Raw genomic sequence first — 16,140 nt, forward strand, 5'->3', positions numbered from 1 at the left:
TTTAAATACGTTTTGTAAATAAGAGCATCAAGCGTTCAGCTGTGTTAGCTTCCAAATGTCTTGATTGTATTCATTAATTGTTCGGTCACTTGAAAATACGCCACTTGCGGCTGTGTTTAGAATGCTTAATCGTGTCCATGCTTCTTTATCTTGATAGGCGAGGGCGGCTGATTGTTGTGCGTTACAGTAGCTTGCAAAATCATGGGCAACTAACCACTGATCATGCGGATTTAAAATTGAGTCGATTAATGGTTGGAATAAACCATTTTCAAATAAGTTGAAATGACCACTGTTGAGTAATGTCATGACATTGTTGAGTTTGTCATCATTGGCAATGATATGCGTTGGGTTATAGTTCGCGCGGATATCTGCTACTTGTTCACTACGAGCGCCAAATAAGAAGAAGTTATCTGCACCAACAGCATCTCGGATTTCGATATTTGCACCGTCTAACGTACCGATTGTTGCCGCACCATTCATCATGAATTTCATGTTCCCTGTGCCAGACGCTTCTTTACCTGCCGTTGAGATCTGCTCTGACAAATCGGTTGCTGCGCAGATAGTTTCCATCGCGGTTACGTTGTAATTTGGTAAAAATGCAACCCGTAGCCAAGGTTGTGCTACGGGGTCGGCATTGATCGTTGCGGCAACGTTATTGATTAATTTGATCGTTAACTTAGCAATGAAATAACCCGGCGCTGCTTTACCACCAATTAATACACAGCGCGGTGTCATGCCGTCGGTATCACCGCGACGAATGCGGTCGTAAAGGTGGATAACATGCAGGATATTAAGTAACTGGCGTTTATATTCGTGCATACGTTTTACTTGCACGTCAAACATCATGTTGGTATCGAATTCAACACCACAGGCTTCTTTGACTAAATTGGCGAGTTGTTGTTTGTTGTGCTGTTTAACGTCTTGCCATTTTGCATGGAACTTGGTGTTGTCATAATAACGACGCAGTTTACTGATTTCGCTTAGGTCACGGGTCCAGTCATTGCCAATCTTGTCGCTAATCAGTTCGCTTAGTTTTGGATTACAATGCGCTAACCAACGACGTGGTGTTACACCGTTTGTTTTGTTATTGAATTTGTTTGGAGAAAGCTGATAAAAATCATTGAATAAACCTTCACTCAATAACTGGGTATGCAATGCAGCAACACCGTTTACCGAGAAGCTACCAACAATTGCAAGGTAAGCCATGCGGACTTGTGGATCATCACCTTCTTCAATAATTGATAACGCGCGTTGTTTGTCTGTATCACCAGGCCACTGACAAGCGACTTCAGTTAAGAAGCGTGCATTGATTTCATAAATGATCTCAAGCAGGCGAGGTAATAGGTGTGCGAATAAATGTACAGACCATTTTTCTAATGCTTCTGGCAACAGGGTATGGTTGGTGTACGCCATTGTAGACGTTGTGATCTGCCACGCGAGATCCCAATCTAAATCATGCTCATCCAGGAGTAGGCGCATGAGTTCTGCAACTGCCACACTTGGGTGCGTATCGTTAAGTTGGAATACGTGGTATTTAGCAAAATCAGTAAAATCACTGCCGTGTACTTTTACCCATTCTGCAAGGATGTCTTGTAAGCTAGCAGATGTAAGAAAGTATTGCTGACGTAAACGTAGCTCTTTACCGTTTTCACTGGCGTCGTTTGGATACAGCACCATGGTAATTTGTTCAGCTAAATTTTTACGTGCAACCGCTTCGGTGTAGCTACCAGCGTTGAATTCACCTAGATCAAATTCATCTGTTGCGGCTGATTTCCAAAGGCGTAGCGTATTAACGATACCGTTTTGATAACCAGGAACGGGCACATCATAAGGCACAGCGAGTACATCTTCGGTACCAATCCATTGATGGTGCGTGTGACCCTTTTTGTCTTGATAGGTTTCGACATGGCCAAAGAATTTAATACGGCGGTTATGCTCTGGCGCGGGGATTTCCCAAGGATGACCATCACGTAGCCAGTTATCAGGATGTTCGACTTGGTGACCATTTTCGATGCTTTGATTAAACATACCGTATTCATAACGGATACCGTAGCCTGTTACGGGTAGTGCTAAACTTGCACAACTATCGAGGAAACAAGCGGCTAATCGACCTAGGCCACCATTGCCTAAACCTGCATCGTGTTCTGAATCTGCAATGGATTCTAATTCACAGCTATAATGGTTTAGACCTTTACGAACACTGTCTTCTAAATCAAGGTTTAGTACCGCGTTACCTAATGCGCGACCCATTAAGAATTCTAATGAGATATAAGCCGCACGACGTGTCGGTTGCGTTTGCTGTCGTTTTTTTGTCGCGCGTGATTTTTCCAGTAAGCGGTCACGGATTGTTAATGCCAAAGCATGGTATAGATATTGTGGTGATTCACCGACTTCATCACGACCAAGGGTATAATGGAAATGACGTTTTAAATCTTCAGGCAAAGTTTTGACATTCACCACTGGCCCATTATTTGTCTCTAACGTACAAACTTTGTTTGTTTTAGATTTATGCTTTTTTAATGACATATTACTTCCTTTATTATGACATTTTGGCTAACTATTTTTTATTACTGTGGTTATTTTTTGCTATTCGTTTTGGGTGCTAAGTACACTGTTGATAGCGGTGGTAGCGCTATATAAATACTTTGTGTAAATCCTTGCCATTCAACATATTCGGGTGTGTAACTCGCTTGGCTTGCAAAACCGCTACCGCCAAACTGAGTATCATCGGTATTAACGATAACCTCATATTCACCGATACTCGGTACACCAATGCGGTAGGTTGAGTGGCATGAAGGTGTCATATTCGATACCACGACCACATGTTCATCTTTTGCTTTGTTATAACGTAAAAAACTAAATACGGACTGCTCGGCATTGCTTGCGTCGATCCAATCAAAACCTTGATGATCTGTGTCTAACTCAAATAAGGCATGTTGATGACAGTAACTGTTATTTAAGGCTTTTATGAGCGCTTGAATACCTTGATGTTCTGCTTGCTCAAGTAAATGCCAGTCGAGTGATTGATTATGATTCCATTCCGCACGTTGGCCAAACTCACAGCCCATAAACAGTAGCTTCTTACCTGGATGTGCCCACATGAAACCGTAATAGGCACGTAAATTAGCAAATTTTTGCCAATCATCTCCGGGCATCTTGTTAAGCAGTGAGCCTTTACCGTGTACAACTTCGTCATGGCTTAGCGGTAAAATAAAGTTTTCACTGAATGCATAAGCTAATGAAAAGGTCATTTCGTGATGGTGATGTTGACGATATAGTGGGTCGCAGCTCATGTATTCTAAGCTGTCGTTCATCCAGCCCATGTTCCATTTATAACCAAATCCAAGACCACCTTGGTCTGTGAACGCTGTGACACCTGGCCAAGCTGTGGATTCTTCGGCCACCATCATGATACCGGGATGATTTTTATAGCAACGTTGATTCACTTGCTTTAATAATTCAATGGCACCTAGGTTTTCACGGCCCCCATACTGATTTGGGATCCATTCAGCTTCTTTACGGCTGTAATCGAGATACAGCATAGATGCCACAGCATCAACACGTAGACCATCAATGGCAAAGTTATCAAACCAAGCAAGCGCATTTGAAATTAAAAAGCTTTGTACTTCGGCGCGATCATAATTAAAGATATGGGTTTGCCAATCGGGATGGAAGCCTTGACGTTTATCCGCATGTTCAAAAAGATGTGAGCCATCAAATTGTGCTAAGCCATGGGCATCGGCAGGGAAATGTCCTGGTACCCAATCAATGAGTAAGCCGATGTTGGCAGCGTGACAAGCATCAACAAAAAATTGGAAGTCAGCTAAACTACCGAAACGACTGGTCGGAGCAAACAAGCCAACTGGCTGATAACCCCACGAACCATCAAACGGGAACTCACAGATTGGCATCAATTGGATATGCGTAAACCCAAGCTCTTTTACATAAGGTACAAGCTGTTCAGACATGGCTTTATAACTTAAAAACTGATTGTTTTCGTCACGTTTCCACGAACCTGCATGCACTTCATAGATACTAATAGGTGCATTAATCGCGTTTCGCTCTGCACGTTCTGCCCATGCTTTTGCTGGTGATTTCTGCCATACGCCAGAGGTGGCTTTAGTGGGGACACACGATGCTGTTTGTGGTGGTAACTGCATTGATGAGGCAAATGGGTCGGCTTTTTCTAAGCGCTCACCACTTTCGGTAATGATACTGAATTTGTAATTATTGTCGGTATCAGAATCAGCAATATCGGCAATAAATATCTCCCAGATCCCCGCATCAAGGTGTTTACGCATTGGATGACGTGTTGGATTCCAATGGTTAAAATTACCTATCAAATTGACTGATTTTGCATTTGGTGCCCATACCGTAAAACGAACGCCTTCAATATTACCGGTGATAGTCCAATGTGCACCTAAGTGGCGTTGGGCTTGCTCTAACGTACCTTCGTTGAATAAGTAAACGGCTTTTGGATCTAGGGTTGACGCAAATTTATAAGGGTCTTGCTCGTCTATGGTCGAAAATGGATATGCGATGGTGAGTTGATAATTAGCATTGTATTGTTTTTTTGATAAGCTAAGAACAAACAGGTCGCTAGTACCAACACGTTGATAACGTCGTTGGTGGTTTTTATCTTGATAAAATACCTGTTGCGCACCGGGGATGAAAACTTTAAGTTCGTACTCATCGCTTGTGATTTGGTGTGGACCTAAAAAAGAAAAAGGGTCATAGAGTTTGCCTTGATTTAGTTCATCTATTTGATGACTGAAGCGTTCTTCAAGGTTTGGCATTTTTGTTGCTATCGTCGAAATGTCAGTCATGATCCATCCTGGATTAAACGTATTGTTAGCTATCTATTGAGTACGTAACGTTGATACAACGCTGTTTTCTGTACCGTAGGTATTAGGTAAATATAAATCGGCGTTGTGATCGTTATGCCATTTGTTATTATTAATTAAGTAGCGAAAGTGAAACTGCCTGTTTTCGGGTAAACGAACCTTAGTGCGGAAAACGTTGTCTTTTTTTATGAATTTCATTGGAATTGCTTGCCAATTATTAAAATCAGCAAACAATTCGACAGTATCACTGCTAATCAATGTTGTAGTGGCGTCGCAGGCAAATTCAAAAGTCACATCGGCTTCGGCTTTTGTTTTAAAAAAACGTTTTTTTAACATGTTATCTTCCTTGTCATATGTCGTAGCTTTCATCGCTCAAGTCAAATTTCATTTACACGTTTGAATTAAGCTTACCCACTTAACTGGGTATTCATATATAGGTATTATTATGAATGTTCGGTGTTATTTAAAGTTACAACCACATAAAACGCGATCTGAATCATCTTTATCTATTTCATTCGTAATAAGGTGTTATTTCTTATACATAAGTTAATATTTTGATATAGTTTAGCCAAAAACTAACCAATTAGTAATATTAATTGTCTGGACAGATGAGTGAGATGATATATATCAATGATTCGGAATTTAGCTTAGTTTTTAGTTTTACTCGATGATATTGGTATCTCATAGCAAGAATTATCTCAAAAGAAGGATCCCAATCGATAGTCATATGAAGTTGTTGAGGATGTATTAAGGACTATCTATCTAACAAGCTAAACACTTGATTAAAGTAGGTGTTTTTTTGATATTCACTTAGTGTAAAAATAGAACAATAATTCGTTAACTTTTACATATATAGTTTTAACCGTTTGTATTTCTTAGTTGATGGTTGATTTAACGATACAATGCGCTCATAAAAGTATTGTATATAATATGAAACCCATCACTTTCCGAACTTATATCTCAGGCATTTTCATTTTACTCTTTAGTATATTTAGTTTAACGACAATTCTGGCTTGTATAAACTATATGGAATCAGAAAAAGCGAATTGCACAAACGAGTATGTAAAGAAATATACCAGCAATTTACAAAGCCAAATTAAACTTATTTCGATCCCCGCGTTTACTTCACTTGATATGTTGATAGTCGTTAACTTGGTTGAAAATAATGACAAAGATTTAACATGGCTGGCGCCTATAACTACAACGTTAATTAAGAACCCTTATATCACCTCATTATATGCGGCGAATCAAGCGGGCAAGTCGGTATTTATTTATCGAATAACAGACGAAATGCGGAGTGCTGAACAGTTATTCCCTACGAATGCTGTATTTAATATTAACTTTAATCAGGTTAACGGGCAGCAACGCCGTGTATTTTTGAATCGAGAGTTACAAGTTGTTTCTTGGGAATATTATGATAATGGTGGTTTTGACCCAAGAGAGAGACCTTGGTTTCAAGGCTCAAAATTTGATGGTCGTATTTTAATTTCTAAGCCTTATCAGTTTTACCCCTCCCAGCATTTAGGTATCACATTTTCGCGTCGTTCATACGACGGTACGAGTGTTGTTGCTGCTGACTTTGACTATAAATCCTTATCGCGGCTCACCAGTGATATGGAATATTCTGAACATGCCAAAACATTTTTATTAACATCGACCCAAGATGTAATTGCAAGTAACCTTAAATTTAGTGATGCCGATCACTCGTATTCTTTAGCGGAAAGTGAACCTGACTTGGCTAATGCATTAGCCAAGTTGGACCATTTGATGGCTTTTAAAACAATCATTGAGCCAATGACTGATCGTGGCGAGCTCTCCCGATTGTTAATCACGCCATTAAGAATTGGTGATGATCATGTTATTTATGTAGTCAATTTACTGAAAGAGAAAGATTTTTTGGCCACTTCAGCTTATTTAAGCTCCAACTTTAATATTCAGAATATGCTATTTTTAACATTAATTTTTTTGATTATTAGTGTTTTTTCGACTCGGCGCATCGCTAAGCCGCTTATATATTTAAATGAATCTTTGGTTAATATCCAAACATTTAAGTATCGCCGTAAGGAATATAAACCATCAAACATTGTGGAAATTGATCAACTTAATGAAACCATGCTGTTGATGGAAAGTGTGTTAGTTGATTTCTTTAATAATCTTTATGATGTTGCACGATCGTCTAAGCCCGAGGAATTATCTGCTTCTATTGTGGTGCAGACAGAATCTATTTTGTTTGCAAGTAGTTGTCAGCTATTTATCAACAGCCGAAAAAATAGACAAAAGTTCAATCTTAACGCAAGTTCGGGAAATATCCCTGAGTTTGATTTACAGGCTTTTGCAGCTAATAACAAAGCTGTACTAGATAAACATGTGTACAAATTGTCAGAGCAAGACGGTCAAATTGTTTTTTCTGGCGGGCCCTGTAAAACAGGTTTTATTATTCCTTTAATGAATCGTAAAGAAGAGAATGTTGGTGTTTTAGTTATTGGTTTTAAAGGACAAATAGACAAAGCCGTTTATGATAGAATTCGCTTGGTTCGAAACTTTATTGGGTTCAACGAAATAGTGTTAGAGCATTTAGAGAAAGAACAGGAACAACAGGAATTATTCCATTCTTTTGTGATGATGACAGCGACCGCATTAGATAAAAAATCCCCTTACACTGGTGGTCATTGTCAACGTGTACCAGAAATTACCAAGTTGATAGCGGAAGCTGCTGAGTCTGATACTGACATATTTGCTGATTTTTCGTTAACCTCAAAAAATTGGGAAGAGTTATTAATTGCTGCTTGGTTACATGACTGCGGTAAAGTAACAACGCCTGATTATGTGATGGACAAAGCAACGAAACTTGAAACTATTTATGATCGAATTCATGAAATACGAATGCGCTATGAAGTATTAAAACGTGATGCTGATGTTGCATATTGGCAGTCGATAGCAAATGGGATGGATAAGTTTCGAGCCCAGCAAGTTTGTTATGAACTAAAAGCGGAATTAGATAAAGAGTTTGCATTTATAGCAAGCTGTAATCCTGGTCGTGATTTTTTAGTACCTGAAAAACAGCAGCGTTTAATCGAGATATCAAAACGTACTTGGTTAAGAACATTACCTGATGATATTGGCATCTCTCAACAAGCATTAGCGAAAAAATCAGGGGGGGGTGAATAAGCTACCTGTTATTGAAAATGTGTTAGCGGACAAATTAGAACATTTATGGGCATGGGAAGAAAAGCAAAATAAGCACAGTGAACGTGATTTTAAAATACTACAACCTGCGCATCGCTTTAACCGTGGTGAGATACATAATCTCATCGTTAAGACTGGAACGTTAACAGAGGAAGAACGGTACCACATTAACGACCACATTGTGCAAACATATGTAATGCTTGATCAGATTATGTATCCTGAATACTTAAAGAATGTCCCTTTAATTGCAGGTAGTCATCACGAAAAAATGAATGGTGAAGGCTATCCTCTCAAATTAAAAAGGGAAGCGATCCCGATTGGTGGTCGAATGATTGCTGTTGCAGATGTTTTTGAAGCATTGACAGCATCTGATCGTCCCTATAAAGATGCCAAAAAGCTAAGTCAAGCATTAAAAATAATGGCATTTATGGTAAGAGATGAGCATCTTGATCATGATGTGTTTGATTTGTTTCTAACAAAAGGTGTCTACCAATCTTATGCAGATGAATACTTAAAACCGGAACAACTTGATTTTGTCGATGTTGATGGGCTTAGAGCTATTTATATTAGCGATGTGATACTTTTGTAATTAAATAACAAAATACTCACAATTATTTATTTATGAGTATTCGTATTGGTCGTTATGTTGTTTTTTAATTACATTAATGACGTTATATATAACTTTTCGTTATTAAATCCCATATGACGTTATAAAGTTACGTTTTAGTTCACACTTTTGATCTTGTTCACGTTAACTCGATAATAGAGTTGATCTGAATCATACTTATCACCTAAGTAATACCTCAAAATGCCTATATAATAAATATATAGGAATACTTATGAGCAAAGTTAGACTGGTTATTATTGGTAACGGTATGGTTGGTCACCGTTACATAGAAGACTTCGTAGAAAAAGCTGAAATCGAAAATTTTGATATAACTGTATTTTGTGAAGAACCCCGCGTAGCCTACGATCGCGTCCATCTATCTTCTTATTTTTCTCATCACACTGCTGATGAATTATCTCTGGTAAAAGAAGGTTTTTACGACAAGTATAATATCAATGTGTTAATTGGTGAACGTGCTATTAATATTAACCGCTCTCAGAAAATCATTTATTCAAACTCAGGCCGTGAAATCAAATACGACAAATTGATTATGGCTACGGGCTCAACGCCTTGGGTACCACCAATTAAAGGTAACGAAAGTAAAGATTGCTTTGTTTACCGTACTATTGAAGATTTAAAAACTATTGAAGCAACGGCAAAACGCAGTAAAAGCGGTGTCGTTGTAGGCGGTGGTTTATTAGGTCTAGAAGCGGCAGGCGCATTAAAAGCACTGGGTGTTGAAACACACGTTATCGAGTTTTCGCCAGTATTAATGGCTGAGCAGCTAGACCGTGAAGGTGGCGAACAGCTTCGTAAAAAAATTGAAAAGCTGGGCGTGCAAGTGCATACCAGTAAGAATACATTAGAAATTGTTGCGCAGGGTGAAACGGCACGTAATACCATGAAGTTTGCTGATGGTTCCGAGCTTGAAGTTGATTTCATCGTATTTTCAACCGGTATTCGCCCACAAGACAAGTTGGCTCATCAATCAGGCTTAGCAACTGGCCGCCGTGGTGGTATTACTATTACTGACCAATGTGTGACGAGCGATAACGATGTGTATGCTATCGGAGAGTGTGCATCTTGGAACGAACAGTTCTTTGGATTAGTCGCACCAGGTTACAAAATGGCACAGGTTGCTGTTGACCACTTGCTAGGGCATGAAAGTGCATTTGAAGGCGCGGACATGAGTGCAAAACTCAAACTGCTTGGCGTAAAAGTAGGGAGTATCGGTGATGCAAATGGCCGTACACCGGGCTGCAAGAGTTTCGTATACCTTGATGAAACAGAGGAAGTATACAAACGTATTATTATTTCTGAAGATGGCAAGAAATTACTGGGTGCAGTATTAATCGGTGATACATCTGATTACGGTAACTTATTACAACTTAAATTGAACGATATGGACCTACCTGAGCATCCAGATAGTTTGATTTTACCAGCGCACGCAGGCGGCGGTAAGCCAGTAATGGGAGCTGATTCTTTACCGGATACTGCGGTATTGTGTTCTTGTTTTGATGTTACTAAAGGTAAAATTGCAGCTGCAGTTGCCGATGGACACACAACAATAGGCGAAATAAAAGCAGTTACTAAAGCGGGAACAGGTTGTGGTGGTTGTTTACCACTTATCACACAGGTGTTGAATTTAGAACTGGCTAAATCAGGGATTGAAGTAAAAAACCATTTATGTGGGCACTTCGAATATTCTCGCCAAGAGCTATTCCACCTTATTCGTATTGAAGGTATCAAGACTTTTGAAGCGTTACTGACTAAATACGGTAAAGGTTACGGCTGTGAAGTGTGTAAACCAACCGTGGGTTCCATCTTAGCATCGTGTTGGGGTGACCACGTATTAAGTCGTGATAATGTTGGCCTGCAAGATACTAATGATAACTTCTTAGGAAACATGCAAAAAGACGGTACTTATTCAGTTATTCCACGTATGGCTGGTGGAGAAGTTACAGCACAAGCACTGGCTGTACTGGCTGATGTTGCTGCTGAATATAACTTGTATACCAAGATAACTGGCGCACAACGTATTGGTTTGTTCGGCGCTCACAAAGGTGACTTACCAACAATCTGGAAGAAATTGATTGCTGGTGGTTATGAAACTGGTCAAGCGTATGCAAAAGCATTGCGTATGGCTAAAACCTGTGTTGGTAGTACTTGGTGTCGCTTTGGTGTGCAAGACAGCGTTGGCCTTGGTGTACTACTTGAAAACCGATATAAAGGTATTCGTACTCCACACAAAATGAAGTTTGGTGTATCCGGTTGTACACGTGAATGTGCTGAAGCACAGGGTAAAGACTTAGGCCTTATTGCAACTGACACTGGTTGGAATATGTATGTGTGTGGTAATGGGGGCATGAACCCGCGTCACGCAGATTTACTCGCATCGGATCTAGATGAAGTAACATTACTTCAATATATCGACCGTTTCTTAATGTTTTATGTGCGTACAGCAGACAAGCTACAACGTACGTCGGTGTGGATGGATAACTTAGACGGCGGTGTTGATTACCTACGCGAAGTGGTTGTTAATGACAAACTGGGTATCAATGAACAACTAGAAACTGATATCAATAAACTGATTACTGAATACCGATGTGAATGGTCTGAAGTAGTCGAAAGTGAAGATCAGCAAAAACGTTTCGCTCATTTTATTAATAGTGATGCACAAGATAGTAATGTGCGCTTTGTGAGTGCACGTGACCAACATCGTCCTGCTTCCATTGCAGAGAAAGCAAATACTTATACAATCACAGTGGAGGAATACGCATGAGTAAATGGATTAGCGTTTGCCAACTAAACGATATCAACCCAAAAACAGGTGTGTGTGCACTGGTTAAAGGTAAACAAGTTGCGATTTTCCGTCCACGTGACAACGATGAGTTATTTGCTATCGATAACATGGACCCGTTTGCTAAATCAAATGTACTTTCACGCGGTCTTATTTGCGAACATGACGACCAGCTTTGGGTCGCAAGTCCGTTGAAAAAACAACGCTTCAACTTAGCAACGGGTCAATGTTTAGAAAATGATCTTGTATCACTGATTTCTTATAAAGTTCGAGTGAATAAAGACAGTGTTGAAATTAATATTTAATTAGAAAGGGCGTTTCTTCATGTATGCAGACACAATTAAAAAATGTTCAGCTAACGCTGCTCGAATCGTAAAGTTAGACAAGACTGATCCAATTAGTTTTCTTATCAGCGGTGCAATGGCCGGTGCGTATGTTGGTCTTGGTATTATTTTGATCTTCACGTTAGGTAATGTAGTTGATCCATCAATTCGTCCATTAGTGATGGGTGCAACATTTGGTATCGCATTAACCTTGGTTATTATTGCGGGTTCTGAACTGTTTACTGGTCATACTATGTTTTTAACTTTAGGCGCTAAAACAGGTGCCATTACTTGGGGTGATAACTTTCGTATTTTACCAAAAACATGGTTATATAACTTATTGGGTTCAATCGCAGTCGCCGCGCTCTTTTATTACGCGGGTGGCGGTAAATTATTAGGTAACTCAGAAAGTTTGGTACACAAAGTTGCGTTATCGAAAACAACAGCACCAGCAATAGTTCTACTATTCAAAGGTATCTTATGCAACTGGTTAGTCTGTCTCGCAATTTGGATGTGCCAGCGTGTTGAAGGTTCGAGTAAGTTTATCGCTATTTGGTGGTGTTTATTGGCGTTCATCGCTTCTGGTTACGAACATTCAATCGCTAATATGACTATTTTTGCAATGTCATATTTTTGTGATAGCCAAGAGGCATTCAACCTCGTTGGTGTTGGTCATAACTTATTATGGGTTTCACTCGGTAACTTCATCTCTGGTGCTGCATTTATGGGTTTAGGCTACTGGTACTCAACACCAAAAGCTGAACGTCCTGTGGTAAATCAAGCAACAGTCGAAACTACAGTATCTGTAAATAAAACAGCTAAAGCTTAATATACTTTCAAGCAGACTCGTTTAAATTAGTCTGGGTTAAAATTAATAAACGCCTCCTTTTGTATTCATAATGAATGTAGGAGGCGTTTTTGTTTGTGTATCTTATGGTGGTTAGTTTATTGAATATAAACACTAATCCATTAGTACCATTTACTCATGAGAAAGGTTGATTAGGCCTACTTTGGTTAGTATTAGTTAGCGCGGCTGTGTTATAAATCAACAATAATTTATTTGGTTAACATTATAATAATTAAGGGAATAATTATGAATAAAACAATTGGACTGATGGTTTTAGTTTTAGCAAGTTCTGCTGCGCATGCTAAGTTTGGCACGACTGAAGGCAGTGCTTCTCAACAATCTGCGTCAGTAGCCGTACAAGCAGAACAAAAAGTGAAAGGTTTCTATCTAGGTGTTGGTACTGGTACTACAGCATTTGATAGCCTTGACTTTGATGCTCCAAATTTTGAAGACGATGGTAATACTTTTAAGTTTATAGCGGGTTATCAGTTTAGCCGAGTATTTGCGCTTGAAGGTCAATATACCCAATATAGTGACATCGAAAATGAGTATACTCATTATGCTTGGTCACCATCGGCAATTTCAATCTCTGCAAATTTAGGGTATATCTTCCCTAATGGGTTAAGACCATTTGGCGTTGTTGGAATATCTTCTATCGATTTAGAACAGTCATACGAGACAAATGCAGAAGATAAGCAGCTTGGCGTTCGTTATGGTTTTGGACTTGAGTATGCACCTACAGCCTTGGGTGGGTTAAGTGCCCGTGTTGGATATGAAGTGGATTTATTTGTCATTGATGATGATGACTACGCTGAGTCAAATAGTTTTACGCTAAGCTCATTCTATGCCTCTATAGCATATAAGTTTTAAACTTAACTAATGCATTAAGTGATAGCCAATCGTTAAAGCGGTTGGTTTTTTTATATGCATAAATTCGCCACTAGTTCTTAAAATCATTGCTTTACCTACTTTATCTGCAATCTTGTAATACTTCTGCTAAACTGCGCGGCATGTCGTTTTTGTTGTTGTATTTAGTAAGGTCATTATGGGTTTTTCTGCTTTAAATCTTAATCAAAATTTAATTAATACTGTTACCAAGTTAGGCTACGAAATGCCTACACCAATTCAAGCTCAAGCTATTCCAGCAATTCTGGAAGGGCGCGACATTATGGGTGGTGCTCAAACTGGTACTGGTAAAACGGCAGCATTTGCATTGCCTATAATTCACCAGTTAATGGCCCAGCAGTTAACTGCTAACTCAACCGCTAAAAAACAAATCCGTGCTTTAGTATTAACGCCAACGCGTGAATTATCACAGCAAGTACACAAAAGCTTTGTTACATATAGTGAAGACAGTGAATTAACAGCTGAACTTGTTTACGGTGGCGTGAGCATTAACCCACAAGTTAAAGCGCTTGTACAAGGTGCCGACATCTTAGTAGCAACACCAGGTCGTTTATTGGATCTATTAGATCGTGAAACGCTATCACTTGAGTTTGTTGAAAAGATCGTATTCGATGAAGCTGACCGTATGTTAGATATGGGCTTTATGGAAGAGATTCGTCGTATCCTGAAGCACCTACCGAAAAAACGTCAAACTATGTTGTTCTCGGCAACATTTGATGATGCGATCTTTAAATTAAGTAAAAGCTTATTAAACGATCCATTATTAGTGGAAGTTGATATCCGTAATGCAGCAGCAGAACAAGTTGAACAAATTGTTTATGCAGTTGATACCGATCGTAAACGTGAATTAACGTCTTACCTGATCGGTTCTCGCAACTGGCACCAAGTACTTATCTTTACTCGTACTAAGCAGGGCGCAGATAGCCTAGCAAAAGAAATGTGTAAAGATGGTATTAAGACAATCGCTGTACACGGTGACAAATCACAGGGTGCACGTGAACGTGGTCTTGAAGATTTCAAAAACGGTAAAGTACGCGCATTAGTAGCAACTGATGTGGCTGCACGTGGCCTTGATATCGAACAACTTAAACACGTAATCAACTTTGAATTACCGTTTAAAGCAGAAGATTACATTCACCGTATCGGTCGTACAGGTCGTGCTGGTTTATCTGGTACTGCTACGTCATTAGTGAGCATTGGTGAAAACTGGTTGTTAGAAGAAATTGAAACACTGCTTGATACTCGTTTAGTGGCGCAATGGTTACCGGGTTATGAACCTGACCTGAGCAAGCCTGCTGATGATGGTCGTAATAGTGGCGGTAAAAGTAAAGGAAATGGCCGTACTGATGACAAACGTCGTGCTAAAAACCGTTCTTACGGTAAGAAAACGAATAATCGCGCGAAGAAAGACGTAAAACCAAGTCGTTAATTCGATTGATTACGTTGAAATTATAAATAGATTCGTTCATATGAATGGCTAAGGTTGAGAGACCTTAGCCATTTTTGTTTGTCGCTTCTCTGCAAAACTTGCCTCGGTGATGGAATACGATTAATTTAATAACAGGACTCAAAGTCACTTTATATTAAGGTCGATACATGGACTCTGTTACACAAATCGTATTAGGTGGCGCTATTGGTGCTGCTATCGGGCATAAACAACTAGGCCGAAGTGCGTTAGTTATTGGCGGTATCTTAGGTACATTACCAGATTTAGATGTTTTTATGCCAGCGGCTGATGCTGTTGAGAGCTTCACCGAGCACCGCAGTTTCTCACATTCCTTATTTGTGTTGTTTCCTTTTGCATTTATCTGTTTTGCCACACTTAAGCTTAAATTTAAAACCGATGTCATTTCTAACCAACGGCTGTTTTGGCTTTGTTGTTTAACCTTGATTACCCATCCTATTCTTGATGCGTTTACCAGTTATGGTACGCAGCTATTTTGGCCGTTAGCGGGACACCCGATTTCTATCGCCTCGATATTTGTAATTGATCCCTTGTATACGCTGCCATTATTAGTCGGTTGTATTTATCTGTGGCGCGGTAAAGGAGATAAAGAGAGTAAGGAGCAACGAAAAGCAAGGCGAGTTAATCATATTGGCTTAATGCTAAGTAGTGGTTATTTATTATTGAGTGTCTTGATTCAAACGCAGATGCTTAACAAAGTTGAATTGGCTTTACAGAGTAAAGGTATTCCCAGTGATAAAGTGTTTATCTCACCGCTTTATCCAAGCCTTAACTGGTGGATTGCTATCGTGGTTGATAACAACGTTTATTATGATGTGACATTAAATGTACTGACTAATTCTCTCGATATGTCCCTGAAGCAAGAATTGGGATATGGCGTTGTTAAAGTGACAACGTCTGCTTTGGCGTCTTTAAACTGGTTTACTAATGGTTTTATTCGCCTAGAAGATGTAGATGGACGTTTAGTCGCCACCGACCTTAGAATGAAAACCGGCTCTGTTGGTTATGCATTTAAGTTTGCGCTGGCAGAAAAGGATACGGATGGTTGGAAGGAAATCTCGCCATTAAGATTATAATCTTAATTCATCTTCGGTTCAGCTGGTTTGGCTATAATCCCTATCTATAGTAAACTATTTATCTATAGTAAACTGATATTAATAGT

11 protein-coding genes are annotated in these 16,140 nt (G+C 39.4%); 8 read left to right on the plus strand and 3 right to left on the minus strand.

The annotated features are described in order from the left end of the window. Nucleotides 1–27: 27 nt before the first annotated feature. From BT797_RS18540 to BT797_RS18550, 3 genes are read right to left on the minus strand one after another with little or no spacing between them, the layout of a single operon-like run. Nucleotides 28–2,526 (minus strand): glycogen/starch/alpha-glucan phosphorylase, encoded by a 2,499-nt coding sequence (locus BT797_RS18540; protein ID WP_045110590.1) that lies wholly within the window; start codon nt 2,524–2,526, stop codon nt 28–30. Nucleotides 2,527–2,576: 50 nt separating this feature from the next. Next, nucleotides 2,577–4,826 (minus strand): 1,4-alpha-glucan branching protein GlgB, encoded by a 2,250-nt coding sequence (gene glgB / locus BT797_RS18545; protein WP_045110589.1) that lies wholly within the window; start codon nt 4,824–4,826, stop codon nt 2,577–2,579. A 33-nt stretch (nt 4,827–4,859) separates the two neighbouring features. Next, a complete protein-coding gene (locus tag BT797_RS18550) occupies nt 4,860–5,180 on the minus strand; it encodes an isoamylase early set domain-containing protein (protein WP_045110588.1) in 321 nt (106 codons plus the stop codon). Between the two features lie 690 nt (nt 5,181–5,870). Between BT797_RS18550 and BT797_RS18555 the strand changes: the two genes are divergently transcribed. From BT797_RS18555 to BT797_RS18585, 8 genes are all read left to right on the plus strand, one after another. Continuing rightward, nucleotides 5,871–8,012, plus strand: a complete 2,142-nt coding sequence (locus BT797_RS18555) for an HD domain-containing protein (RefSeq protein ID WP_244534232.1) — start codon at nt 5,871–5,873, stop codon at nt 8,010–8,012. Continuing rightward, a complete protein-coding gene (locus BT797_RS24370) occupies nt 8,005–8,619 on the plus strand; it encodes an HD-GYP domain-containing protein (RefSeq protein ID WP_244534233.1) in 615 nt (204 codons plus the stop codon). Before BT797_RS18555 ends, BT797_RS24370 begins: the two co-directional genes overlap by 8 nt. Nucleotides 8,620–8,869: 250 nt before the next feature. After that, nucleotides 8,870–11,419 (plus strand): nitrite reductase large subunit NirB, encoded by a 2,550-nt coding sequence (nirB, locus tag BT797_RS18560; RefSeq protein WP_045110587.1) that lies wholly within the window; start codon nt 8,870–8,872, stop codon nt 11,417–11,419. Next, nucleotides 11,416–11,742, plus strand: coding sequence for a nitrite reductase small subunit NirD (gene nirD / locus BT797_RS18565; protein WP_045110586.1), 327 nt, complete (start codon nt 11,416–11,418; stop codon nt 11,740–11,742). Before nirB ends, nirD begins: the two co-directional genes overlap by 4 nt. A 19-nt stretch (nt 11,743–11,761) precedes the next feature. Continuing rightward, nucleotides 11,762–12,589, plus strand: a complete 828-nt coding sequence (gene nirC / locus BT797_RS18570) for a nitrite transporter NirC (RefSeq protein ID WP_045110585.1) — start codon at nt 11,762–11,764, stop codon at nt 12,587–12,589. Between the two features lie 264 nt (nt 12,590–12,853). Next, on the plus strand, nt 12,854–13,477 hold the full coding sequence (locus BT797_RS18575; RefSeq protein ID WP_052678323.1) for a porin family protein: 624 nt from the start codon (nt 12,854–12,856) through the stop codon (nt 13,475–13,477). A 175-nt stretch (nt 13,478–13,652) separates the two neighbouring features. Then, a complete protein-coding gene (locus BT797_RS18580) occupies nt 13,653–14,942 on the plus strand; it encodes a DEAD/DEAH box helicase (protein ID WP_045110584.1) in 1,290 nt (429 codons plus the stop codon). A gap of 167 nt (nt 14,943–15,109) precedes the next feature. Next, complete coding sequence (locus BT797_RS18585; protein ID WP_045110583.1) at nt 15,110–16,054, plus strand: metal-dependent hydrolase; 945 nt, start codon at nt 15,110–15,112, stop codon at nt 16,052–16,054. Nucleotides 16,055–16,140: the final 86 nt, after the last annotated feature.

Source organism: Moritella viscosa (genome assembly GCF_900120065.1).
GTDB classification, from domain to species: Bacteria; Pseudomonadota; Gammaproteobacteria; order Enterobacterales; family Moritellaceae; genus Moritella; species Moritella viscosa.

What these genes read in the sequence shown, in the direction of transcription:
- BT797_RS18540 (WP_045110590.1), bottom strand. Translation starts at nt 2,526, where the DNA reads ATGTCATTAAAAAAGCATAAATCTAAAACAAACAAAGTTTGTACGTTA.
- glgB (WP_045110589.1), bottom strand. Translation starts at nt 4,826, where the DNA reads ATGACTGACATTTCGACGATAGCAACAAAAATGCCAAACCTTGAAGAA.
- BT797_RS18550 (WP_045110588.1), bottom strand. Translation starts at nt 5,180, where the DNA reads ATGTTAAAAAAACGTTTTTTTAAAACAAAAGCCGAAGCCGATGTGACT.
- BT797_RS18555 (WP_244534232.1), top strand. Translation starts at nt 5,871, where the DNA reads ATGGAATCAGAAAAAGCGAATTGCACAAACGAGTATGTAAAGAAATAT.
- nirB (WP_045110587.1), top strand. Translation starts at nt 8,870, where the DNA reads ATGAGCAAAGTTAGACTGGTTATTATTGGTAACGGTATGGTTGGTCAC.
- nirD (WP_045110586.1), top strand. Translation starts at nt 11,416, where the DNA reads ATGAGTAAATGGATTAGCGTTTGCCAACTAAACGATATCAACCCAAAA.
- nirC (WP_045110585.1), top strand. Translation starts at nt 11,762, where the DNA reads ATGTATGCAGACACAATTAAAAAATGTTCAGCTAACGCTGCTCGAATC.
- BT797_RS18575 (WP_052678323.1), top strand. Translation starts at nt 12,854, where the DNA reads ATGAATAAAACAATTGGACTGATGGTTTTAGTTTTAGCAAGTTCTGCT.
- BT797_RS18580 (WP_045110584.1), top strand. Translation starts at nt 13,653, where the DNA reads ATGGGTTTTTCTGCTTTAAATCTTAATCAAAATTTAATTAATACTGTT.
- BT797_RS18585 (WP_045110583.1), top strand. Translation starts at nt 15,110, where the DNA reads ATGGACTCTGTTACACAAATCGTATTAGGTGGCGCTATTGGTGCTGCT.